Source organism: Pirellulales bacterium, assembly GCA_019694455.1.
In the GTDB taxonomy this organism is placed as follows: domain Bacteria; phylum Planctomycetota; class Planctomycetia; order Pirellulales; family JAEUIK01; genus JAIBBY01.
In genome coordinates this window covers 1-10,036 of sequence record JAIBBY010000087.1, presented here as the reverse complement: position 1 = coordinate 10,036, position 10,036 = coordinate 1, and the positions used below count along the sequence as shown (strand labels likewise).

At 60.3% G+C, this 10,036-nt stretch carries 8 protein-coding genes; 3 read left to right on the top strand and 5 right to left on the bottom strand.

All coding sequences use genetic code 11. The features are described from left to right. The 3 genes from K1X71_20210 to K1X71_20200 all read left to right on the top strand — a co-directional run. A partial coding sequence (locus tag K1X71_20210; protein MBX7075473.1) for a family 43 glycosylhydrolase occupies window positions 1-477 on the top strand: 477 nt, incomplete at its 5' end. A 17-nt stretch (window positions 478-494) separates the two neighbouring features. Next, window positions 495-1,130 (top strand): dTMP kinase, encoded by a 636-nt coding sequence (gene tmk, locus K1X71_20205; GenBank protein ID MBX7075472.1) that lies wholly within the window; start codon window positions 495-497, stop codon window positions 1,128-1,130. Beyond that, entirely contained in the window at window positions 1,127-2,194 is a 1,068-nt protein-coding gene (locus K1X71_20200) for an AAA family ATPase (GenBank protein MBX7075471.1), read from the top strand. Before tmk ends, K1X71_20200 begins: the two co-directional genes overlap by 4 nt. 461 nt (window positions 2,195-2,655) lie before the next feature. Here the strand turns inward: K1X71_20200 and K1X71_20195 are convergent, their stop codons facing one another. From K1X71_20195 to K1X71_20175, 5 genes are all read right to left on the bottom strand, one after another. Then, on the bottom strand, window positions 2,656-5,898 hold the full coding sequence (locus K1X71_20195; GenBank protein ID MBX7075470.1) for an efflux RND transporter permease subunit: 3,243 nt from the start codon (window positions 5,896-5,898) through the stop codon (window positions 2,656-2,658). Between the two features lie 3 nt (window positions 5,899-5,901). After that, window positions 5,902-7,734 carry an efflux RND transporter periplasmic adaptor subunit gene (locus K1X71_20190; protein ID MBX7075469.1) on the bottom strand — a complete coding sequence of 611 codons (1,833 nt, stop codon included), beginning with the start codon at window positions 7,732-7,734 and terminating at the stop codon, window positions 5,902-5,904. After that, window positions 7,731-8,174 (bottom strand): hypothetical protein, encoded by a 444-nt coding sequence (locus K1X71_20185; protein MBX7075468.1) that lies wholly within the window; start codon window positions 8,172-8,174, stop codon window positions 7,731-7,733. The genes K1X71_20190 and K1X71_20185 overlap by 4 nt, the downstream gene beginning before the upstream one ends. Before the next feature lie 53 nt (window positions 8,175-8,227). Further along, the gene (locus K1X71_20180) at window positions 8,228-8,644 is read right to left on the bottom strand and encodes a hypothetical protein (GenBank protein ID MBX7075467.1); all 417 of its coding nucleotides are present in this window, start codon (window positions 8,642-8,644) and stop codon (window positions 8,228-8,230) included. A gap of 109 nt (window positions 8,645-8,753) precedes the next feature. Then, window positions 8,754-10,036, bottom strand: a 1,283-nt coding sequence (locus K1X71_20175) for a carbamoyltransferase (GenBank protein ID MBX7075466.1), incomplete at its 5' end; no start/stop codon positions are given.

The window sequence follows — 10,036 nt, the reverse complement described above, 5'->3', positions numbered from 1 at the left end:
CCGCAAGGCGCAGTGGACGTGCGCCAGGCGGATGGCAGCCCGATTTCGCCGGGGCCGTATGGCACCCCTACCGTGTGGCGCGAAGGCAAGCAGTGGTATCTGATCTATGAGCGCGGCGATCGCGGGTTGTGGCTGGCCAGCAGCGCCGATCTGAAGACATGGACCAACGTGCAGGACGAGCCGATCTTGGTTCCGTCGGAAGCCGAGCATGGGCAGGTGGCGGCGAATCAGGTCGTGCAACGCGACGGGCGTTATTATCTGTACTACCACGCGCTCGACGATCCCATGAGCCGCGCGTGGTGCACCAATCTGGCCGTCTCAACTGATCGCCTGCACTGGACCCGCTATCCGCACAACCCCATTCTGCGCGACAATCAATCGAGCGGCATCTTGGCCGGCGATGGCGCTGAACTGCGGCTGTACAGCATGCACCCCGAGGTGCGCGTTCACTTTCCTGTGCGGCCATCGCACAACTAGGCCGGCGAGTCGCCACCATGTTCCTCAGCTTCGACGGCATCGACGGTGTGGGCAAGAGCACACAAATCGACCTGTGCCAAATGTGGCTGCACGCGCGGGGGGCCGAGGTGGTGGTGTGCCGCGATCCCGGATCCACCACCATCGGCGAGGCGATCCGCGAATTGCTGTTGGGAGAGCGCGGCGCAGGCATGGCCATGACCACGGAGATGCTGCTGTACATGGCGGCCCGGGCGCAGCTAGTTGAAGAACTGATTCGCCCCGCGCTGGCCGCCGGCAAGACGGTCATCAGCGATCGCTTTCTCTTGGCCAACGTGGTGTATCAAGGCCATGCGGGGGGACTCGACCCCGCGACCATCTGGCAGGTGGGACAAATCGCCACTGGCGGGCTGATGCCCGACTGCACACTGCTGTTGGACATGCCGGCCAAGGGGGCGCGGGCGCGGCTGAACCGACCGCTCGATCGCCTGGAGGCGCGCGGCGGCGAGTATCAGGCGCGGCTGCGGGCGGGCTTTTTGAGCGAGGCGGCGCGCGCGCCGGAGCGAATTCGAGTGATCGACGCCGCACAGCCGGCCGAGAGGGTGGCGGCCCAGGTGCAAGCGGCGATCGCAGCGCTGACCCAATGCGGCTCCTTGCGGGAGCGCGGTAGCGGATGAGCTGGCAAGGAATCGAAGGACATGACGACGTAGCCGAGCAGTTTCGCCGCTGTCTGGCAGCCGGTCGCTTGGCCAGCACATATCTGTTTGTGGGGAGCGAAGGGATCGGCAAGCGGCTGTTTGCGCATAAGCTGGCGCAGTCGCTGTTGTGCGAGCGGCGCCCGGAGGAGGCGCTTGATCCTTGCGGCGCGTGTCCCGGCTGTTTGCAAGTGATGGCCGGCACGCATCCCGACGTGCTCACCGTCGCCAAGCCCAAGGACAAGAGCGCCATTCCGTTGGAATTGTTGATTGGCTCGGGCGAAAAGCGGATGCGCGAAGGGCTGTGTCACGATCTGGGGCTGAAGAGTTTCGCGGGGCGGCGCAAGATCGCCATCATCAACGACGCCGACTTTTTGAATGTGGAAGGCGCCAACTGCCTGCTCAAGACGCTGGAAGAGCCGCCGCCGCGCTCGCTGTTGATCTTGATCGGCACGAGCCTGGAGCGACAGTTGCCCACCATTCGCTCGCGCTCGCAGATTGTGCGCTTCCGGCCGCTGGAGGGGGAGGTGGTGTCGCGGCTTTTGGTTGAGCAGCAGATGGTGGCCGACGCGGCCGAGGCGCGGCGGCTGGCCTCGTTTTGCGAAGGGAGCCTGACGCGCGCCGCTGAGTTGGCCGACCCCGAGTTGTGGCGGTTTCGCGCGGAACTGTTTGCGCTGATCGCCAAGTCGCCGCTGCCGGGCGTGCAAACGGCGCGGCAGGTCGCCACGTTTGTCGACGCCGCGGGGAGCGAAGCCGCCGCGCGCCGCCAGCGCCTGCGGCAGGTGATCGCGTTTGTCGTGGAGTTATTGCGCGCCGCGCTGCGCGCGCAAACCGGCGCGGCGGCGCCCGCGGACGAAGTGTTGGCCGACGCGGCGGGGCGCGTAGCGCGCCGCGCCGAGCGCGACGAAGACGCCTTGCCGCAGGCGATCGAAACCTGCCTGAGAGCGGCGGCCGAGGTCGATCGCAACGTCAACCTGGCCACCGTGGTCGATGCCTGGATTGGCGACCTGGCTGACACGCTGCGCGCGGCGCCAGTTGGCAGTTGAGGTCGGCGTGAAGGCGACGAACCGCCGAGACGCAGAGACGCGGAGGGGAGAAAAGAGGAGACGGGCGTGATTACCTGGCACGCCAGTCGGAGCAGGTGAGCAGTAGAGCAGGTGAGGTTGCCCGGTGGGCTGCAGGGGATGCGGAATTGAAATGCGCTCAAAACACGAAAACAGGGGGGTGGACTCCGAAAACGCTTCTCCGAAATCGAATGCGAATCCGGATTCTGTTTTTCAAAACACTTGGTACGTCACGGCTTGCGCCGTGACGGCCGCGCGGGAGTGGCGGGAGGGTTTTCGGAGTTTTCGGAATTGGTGTAGTGCAATTCGGTCAAATGAGAACTGCCCAAACAGCAGATGTAGTGGCCGCGACTTGCCAGACCACAACCGGTAGTGATCGCAATTCGGAGTGACACTCCGAAAACCTACCTGCGAAGTGTTCCAGGAAGTACAAGCACCCGTAATCAGAAGAGAGGGAAAGGGGTATCCGGAGACTTCGGCTTTTCCGGTCGGCCAAATTTATAGAACAACGCCGGCGTGACGAGTTGATCTAATAGCGTTGAGCTAATCAGGCCGCCAATCACGACAATGGCCAAGGGGTGCAAAATTTCTTTACCAGTCTCTCCCGCGCCCATTGCCAGTGGTACGAGTCCGATGATCGCCGTCAACGCGGTCATCAGCACCGGCGTGAGTCGTTCCAGGCTCCCGCGAATAATCATCTGTTCGTCAAACTGCTCGCCTTCGTATTTCATCAGGTGGATGAAGTGCGAAATCATCATAATTCCGTTGCGGCAGACGATGCCGACAAGGGTAATAAAGCCTACCCAATGAGCGACGGATAGCGTCGTGGCCTGTGCCCAAACACGCGGCCACTCCCACCAACTGGTGGCCTGTAGAGCGTCGAGGCTTGGTAGGTTAGTCAACAGCAACGCGACCACTGCGCCAATGGCCGCCAGCGGGATGTTGACCATGACTTGCAGAGCGGCGCGCCACGATTCGAGACCTTTGCATAAGAGCAAGAATATGCCCACGATCGACAAAGTTCCCAAGATCAAGAGCCGCAAGTTGGCCTGTTGCTGCGCCTCGAATTGACCGCCGTATTCGATGAAGTAGCCTTGGGGGAGCTTCAGCTTCTCGGCCGAGTTGCGAATATCCGTCACCACACCCGCCAAGTCGCGGCCGGCGACGTTGGCTTGCACGACAATTCGCCGCATCACATTCTCGCGGTTGATCGTATTGGGTCCGTTGGTGGCTTCGACCTTGGCGACAGTCCCCAGCGCCACAGGGCTACCGTCGGGCGTGCTGATCGTCGTTGCGCGAATCGCCTCTAGATCGTTGCGGGCCTGCTCGTCGAACCAAACGAGCAAGTCGAAGCGTCGTTGCCCCTCGAGCACTTGCGAAACCGTGGTTCCTTGGAAGGCGGTTTCCAGGGTATGGGCCACTTCGCCCGGTGACAGTCCATAGCGGAGTGCCTCGGCGCGCAGCACTTCGACCTTGACTTGTGGAATTTCCACTTGCGGCTCAACTCGCAGGTCGACGATGCCTGGCACGGCCGCCATCAAGTCGCGTATTTCGACCGCTTGCGATCGTAGCTCCGCTAAATCTGGTCCGTACAATTTCACGGCCATTTGTGAACGGATGCCGGACATGATATGGTCCAATCGGTGTGATATCGGTTGGCCGATGTTGCACAGCACGCCCGGCATTTCCGATAGTCGATCGCGAATTTCAGCCAACACGATCTCACGGTCGCGTCCCACTTGTTCGACACCCATGCCATGCAAGCCGGGAATGCCCCGCAAAACGGCGTTCAGGATCCCTGGCTTGGATTTCTCCGGCTCTAGCAAACCGACGTCGATTTCGGACACATTGACATTTTCGGCATGTTCATCGAGTTCGGCCCGTCCAGTGCGGCGTGAGACATGGGTCACTTCCGGAATCTGCAAGAGCGACTTTTCGACCAGAGTTCCAATACGATTGGATTCTTCCAAGCTCGTTGAGGGGGGCGTTTCCATGCCGATGGTCAATGTGCCTTCGTTGAAGGGTGGAAGGAATTCTCCGCCCATTCCGAAGATCGACACGATGGACCCGAACACCAAGAGGGCGACCAGGGCCAGCACGCCACTTGCGTGTTTGAGCGTAAAGCGGAGCAACTTGGCGTCGAGCCACTTGAGCCAGCGAACCAACAATGGCTCGCCGCGATCAATGAGTCGAGCATTGGACATGAAGCAAGACGCCATCACGGGCGTCACGGTCAACGACACCAGCAACGACGCCAGCAAAGTCACAACGTAAGCCAGGCCCAACGGCGCGAACAAACGTCCTTCCAGCCCCGCGAGCGAAAACAGCGGCAGCACAACCAGCACCACAATCAAGGTGGCGTACACGATGCTGTTGCGCACTTCGGACGATGCGCGGAAGATGACCGTCATCGGGTTGTCGGGCCGCGCCTGCTGTCGATTCTCTCTCAATCGACGATAGATGTTCTCAATGTCGACAATGCTGTCATCGACGAGCTCGCCGATCGCCACGGCCAGTCCACCCAAGGTCATGGTATTGATCGAAACATTGAAGTAACGAAAGACAACGATCGTGATGAAGATGGAAAGCGGAATCGCGGTCAGGGTAATGGCGCTGGCGCGGACGTTCCATAGGAAGAGAAACAGCACAACGATCACCCAAATCGCCCCATCGCGAATTGCCTCTTGCACATTGCCGATTGCCGCCTGAATGAAACTGGCCTGCTTGAATAGATCGCGGTCAATCACAACGTCGGGCGGCAACCTCATTTCGGCAAGCGTTCGCTCGATTCTGCGAGTCAATTCCAGGGTATCCGCGCCCGGCTGCTTTTGAATCGACAGGATGACGGCCGGCTTGCCGCCAACGCTGCCTGCGCCGCGTGGCACCGGGCCGCCCAGCGTTACGTCGGCTACTTGCCGGACAGTGATGGACAGCGGCCGATCTTGGCGGACCACCGTATTCTCAATATCCACGAGACTTTGCGCGCGACCCACGATGCGGATGAGAGACTCTTGATTCTTGTCCAACAAAAAGCCGCCGCCGGTCACAACGTTGGAGTTAGTTACCGCGCTGGTCAGTTCGTCCAACGTGACGTTGAATTGAGCCAATCGTTCGGGCGACGTGAGCACTTGATACTGTTTGAGGTGTCCGCCCATCACGGTCACTTGCGACACACCGCCGATGGCCAGCAGACGTTGTCGAATTTCCCAGTCGGCAATGGTGCGCAGTTGCATCGGGGAGGTCTTCGCCGCGCGGAGTCCAATCAGCATGATTTCTCCCATGATCGAGCTGATGGGCGTCATCACCGGGTTCACGTCTTGCGGCAGCCGACTGCGGGCGAGCTGTAGCTTTTCATTGACGATTTGACGATCGATGTAGATGTCTGTGTCCCAGCCAAACTCGACCCATACAATCGAAATGCCTATGCCAGACGCGGATCGCACGCGCTCCACGCGCATCGCTCCGTTCATCACCGATTCGATGGGAATCGTGACCAGCGTTTCGACTTCTTCCGGCGCCAGTCCGTGGGCTTCGGTCATGATGGTGACGGTCGGCCGGTTCAAATCCGGAAAGACATCAATCGGCAATTGAGTGGCCTGATAGCTCCCGTAGAGCACGAGCACGATCGTCGCGGCCAACACTACGCCCCGATTTTTGAGCGAAGCGCCAATCAGCCAATCGAGCATGGTTCAAATCCCCAGTTTGATGATCGCGGCCATGCCTTCCTTGAGCCGCAAATCCGGGTTGTCCAGTTCCAGCCAAACCGCCAAGGCTCGATTGCCCGAGACCAACAGCGGGTGTAGCCGCTCGATAGTCGCCGGCGCGGAAAACCGGGGGTCGGACGCAAGCCCGACTTGAACCGCCTGTCCAACGGCCACCTGCGCGGCGTCATGTGCGAACAAGTAAGCTCGAGCCCAAACGGTTGTTAGGTTGTGCAGTTCAAACAGCGAGTCATTCCGTGCCACAACTTGGCCAGGAATCAGTGTGAAGTCGCAGATGAGCCCAGCGGCTGGCGCACGAATTGGCACGAATGGCCCTTGATCGTCCGCTCCCAGAAGCGCCAATTGGTTTTCGAGACTAGTGACGGAATAGCGCAACTGATCGCGTTCGGATTGGGCCTTCCAAAACTCCTTGCGGACAACCGAGTCGCGGAGTGACTCCAACCGCGCGAGGTTTTGCGTGGCTTCATCAAGGTTCGTTCGCGCTTGCAACAAATCCAACTGCAGATTGCGAAACGACAGACTATCGAGTTCGGCCAAGATCTGGCCCTTGTGGACTCGCTGGCCGTGCTCCACGAAAATCCGCCGAATGCGACCCTCTATCGGCGCGCTGGCGAAAGCTTTTTGATCGGTGGGCACCTCAATCTGACCTTGCGTCGCGCGAATCATTGGCTGGACGTCGGCGGCGGCTTTCGTCGTTGGTCTGGCAAATAGCGCTGATAGCTCGTGACTTCCCACTGTGACCACCTTGTCACCGGGAAACAGCCCGTCCGCAATCTCCGCTTGCCCGCCGCGCATGACCGCGACGTTGACCGGCTTGCGAATCAAGTTGCCGGTCGATTGTTGAACAAAAGCAAAGCCGTCGGCCAACGACTCGCGAGGACAAACCACCGCCTTGGTCGAATCCACCACGATGCGCACTCTGCCAAACAATCCGGGTCGCAGGTCGCCCGAGTTTTGCAATACGGATTTGACCGACAGCGTGCGATCCGCATTGATCCGAAGTTCAAGATGATCCACGGTTGATTGGAACAACCGGCCGGGCAATGCGGCAAAGGTCACCTCGACGGGCTGGCCGATTTTGACGCTGCCCACGTCCGCCTCCAGCACCTTTGCCACGACCCAGACCCGCGAGGGATCGACAATGTGGTAAAGGTGATCGGTGGGTTGCACAATCTGGCCCGCGCGCACATCGGCCCGTGAGACGACGCCGTCGATTGGGGCGAGAATTGAGACCGCGGCAACGGTTGTCCCCGAGCGGCACACCTGCCACAACGCGTCGTCCGTCAGACCAATCGCCTTGAGCTTCTCCCAGGCGACTTTGAAACGAATTGCTTGCTGGCGCGCGTCGGTGCGGGTTTGCAACATCAACTTGCCGGAGATGACTTCGCCGGCGGTTGTCTGTCCTGCCAGCAACTGATCTGTCAACGCCTTTTCTTTGTTTGCCTGGAGTAGCGCGAGTTGCAACGTTTCGAGTTCGATGCCCGAAACCCGCGCCAACTCTTGCCCGGCGCTGACTGATTCACCGGGTTTCACCAACACGCTTTCAATTCGCCCTGCAATTAGCGTGGTCACGTAGGCTTGTTGGCTCCAGGGGAGTTCAACCGACGCGACGGCTCGAATGGATTCTCGCACTTCGGCAAGTTCGACTTTTCCGAATTGCACACCGATGGCTTGCGACGCGCTAGCCGACAACATGAGTCGGTCGCCTTTGACAATTGCGCCCTTTGTGGGCAGTGGCGCGTGTCCCTCATGGGCCAGCGTTACGCCTGGCAATAGGGCAAGAATCAATAGGACTCTCATGGCACTTGCTCCAATTTGGCAATCGCCTGGTCGATTGACGCAGCGACAGCCGCGTAGTCAGGCTCGCGCTTGGCGTCGATCGCAGCATGTAGCTCGTTGAACGAAGCTCGAAGCTCCTGCGCCGCAAGGTTGATTGACTCCCATTGCTCATTGGGCACGCCGCTGTCCTTCGCGATGGAAGGGAGCTTGTTCAACACGATGTCGAGTTCGTCCAGATCGCGATGAGCCTGAGCGGGAGTTCCGGCTGTTATCAATTGGCGGATGGAATCGCGATAGCCTTTGATCCGCGGAATTGCTTCGGCAAAGTTTGCGGGCAACGTCACGTCCGCCTCCGTAATCGGCACATCGTGTGGGTCGATGGTCACGGGGGCTTTTGAAGCTGAGGGCTTTTCGCATCCAACCAGACTGAACAACAGCGCAATCAGCCAAATAGCGCGCATGGCAATATCCTTTGTGTGAGTGAGAGTGAACCAGCGGAGAAGCCGCTAGAGGCTCAAATCAATTGCACGCCGGAGCGCTCATGGCGCGCAGTATCACACAGAGGCGCTGCGATTGCCGTCTTGCAACGGAACGCCGGCACGATTTGGATTAGCTCGCCAGCATTTAGAATTGGCTGAGCCAAGTGAACGAGTGAGCAATCGTGACTCATCTCGCAGGCGATGACTGGCGCCGCAATCAAAAAGGTCGCGCGGCTCTCGTCCGATTCGTCGTTACTCGATTCGGCGGGAATGGTGAATTCCACGCCAAATAATGTGACATGCGCATGGGCCAGTCCCGTGCCCTCATGATCGGGATGACCATGGTCGTGGTGGTAATGAGGCCGATCTCCGCCCGGGTGCGAATGCTGCCAGATGGGCACACCGGTAAAAAGCAATGAGCCAAGCATGACTACTCTTGTGGCTTTGCTCATTGCGCAAGTCATGGCCGCACATCCCATTGCAATCGATTCTTTCAGCTTACTGCGGCGCGCAGTACGCGACAAGTCTTGGTCCTGCCCTTGGAGCGCAAGCCGACCGCTACTACGAAGCAGGCGTTTGCTTCTGGCACAGGAACGAGCCGATGGCCAGGGCGTCCATTTTGGTGCGCAGGAAGCAATCGATCGCTTCCGAAGGTTGGCAGACCACCGGTTCGTTTTCGTTGAAGCTGGTGTTGAGCAGGACCGGGATGCCGGTGCGGCGATCGAACTCGCTGATCAGATCGTAGTAGAGCGGGTTCTCCTGGCGGCTGACCGTTTGCAAGCGGCCCGTGCCATCGACATGCGTGACCGCGCAGAGGCGTTCGCGCCACGCAGGCTTGATGGGATAGACGTGGAGCATGAAGGGAGAAGGTTGACCTTGCTCGAAAATCTCGGACTGGCGCTCGACCAGCACGCTCGGGGCAAAGGGGCGGAACCACTCGCGGCGCTTGATCCGCGCGTTGAGCACGTCTTTCATGTTGGGCAGGCCGGGGTGGACGACGATCGAGCGATTGCCGAGCGCCCGCGGTCCCCACTCCATGCGACCCTGAAACCAGCCAACGACATTGCCGCGCTCGATCTGGTCGACGGTGGCGGCGAGCAGCGACTGGCGATCGAGCGACTGGTAGGGGACGCCCGCGGCGTCGAGCGCGGCGCGGATTGGCGCGTCGGCGAACTCGGGGCCGAGATAGGCGTTTTCCATGACATAGCGGCGCCCTTCGCGAAGCATGGAGTTGGAGACATAGAGCGCCGCGCCGAGCGCCAAGCCGTCGTCGCCGGCGGCGGGCTGAATGCAGGTTTCGGCAAAGGGGGTCTCGGTAAAGACCTTGCCGTTGGCGACGCTGTTGAGCGCGCAACCTCCGGCGATGGCCACGCGCTCGCTGGGGCACAACTGGTGGAGCGCGCGGAGCGTGTGCAGATACACCTTTTCAAAAACGTGCTGCACGCCAAACGCCAGATCGCGGTCGCGCTGGGTGAGGTCGGAGCGCGGGACGCGAGGCGGCCCGAATCGTTCGATCAAGTGATCGGAGTAGTGCCGTTCGAGGGTCACCTGGCCGTCGTCGGCGATCTTCATTCCTTGCGAGGCGCCAAAGGGGAGGAAGTATTTAGGATTGAGTTCGAAGCCGGCGCCATTGAGCGTCACCATGTCGTCGAATTGATCGGCGTAGCGATCGCCTCCCAGGGGGGCGAGGCCCATCACCTTGCCTTCGTCGCCATATTCGCCATAGCCGATGAACTCGCAGATCATGGTGTAGAGCGAGCCGAGCGAGTTGGGGACAAAGACCCGCTGGAGAACGCTGATCTCGTCTCCCTCGCAGGCGGTGAGCATGCAGGTGACGAAGTCGC

Excerpts from the sequence above, each read along its gene's own strand:
- tmk (MBX7075472.1), top strand. The coding sequence starts at position 495 with ATGTTCCTCAGCTTCGACGGCATCGACGGTGTGGGCAAGAGCACACAA.
- K1X71_20200 (MBX7075471.1), top strand. The coding sequence starts at position 1,127 with ATGAGCTGGCAAGGAATCGAAGGACATGACGACGTAGCCGAGCAGTTT.
- K1X71_20195 (MBX7075470.1), bottom strand. The coding sequence starts at position 5,898 with ATGCTCGATTGGCTGATTGGCGCTTCGCTCAAAAATCGGGGCGTAGTG.
- K1X71_20190 (MBX7075469.1), bottom strand. The coding sequence starts at position 7,734 with ATGAGAGTCCTATTGATTCTTGCCCTATTGCCAGGCGTAACGCTGGCC.
- K1X71_20185 (MBX7075468.1), bottom strand. The coding sequence starts at position 8,174 with ATGCGCGCTATTTGGCTGATTGCGCTGTTGTTCAGTCTGGTTGGATGC.
- K1X71_20180 (MBX7075467.1), bottom strand. The coding sequence starts at position 8,644 with ATGAGCAAAGCCACAAGAGTAGTCATGCTTGGCTCATTGCTTTTTACC.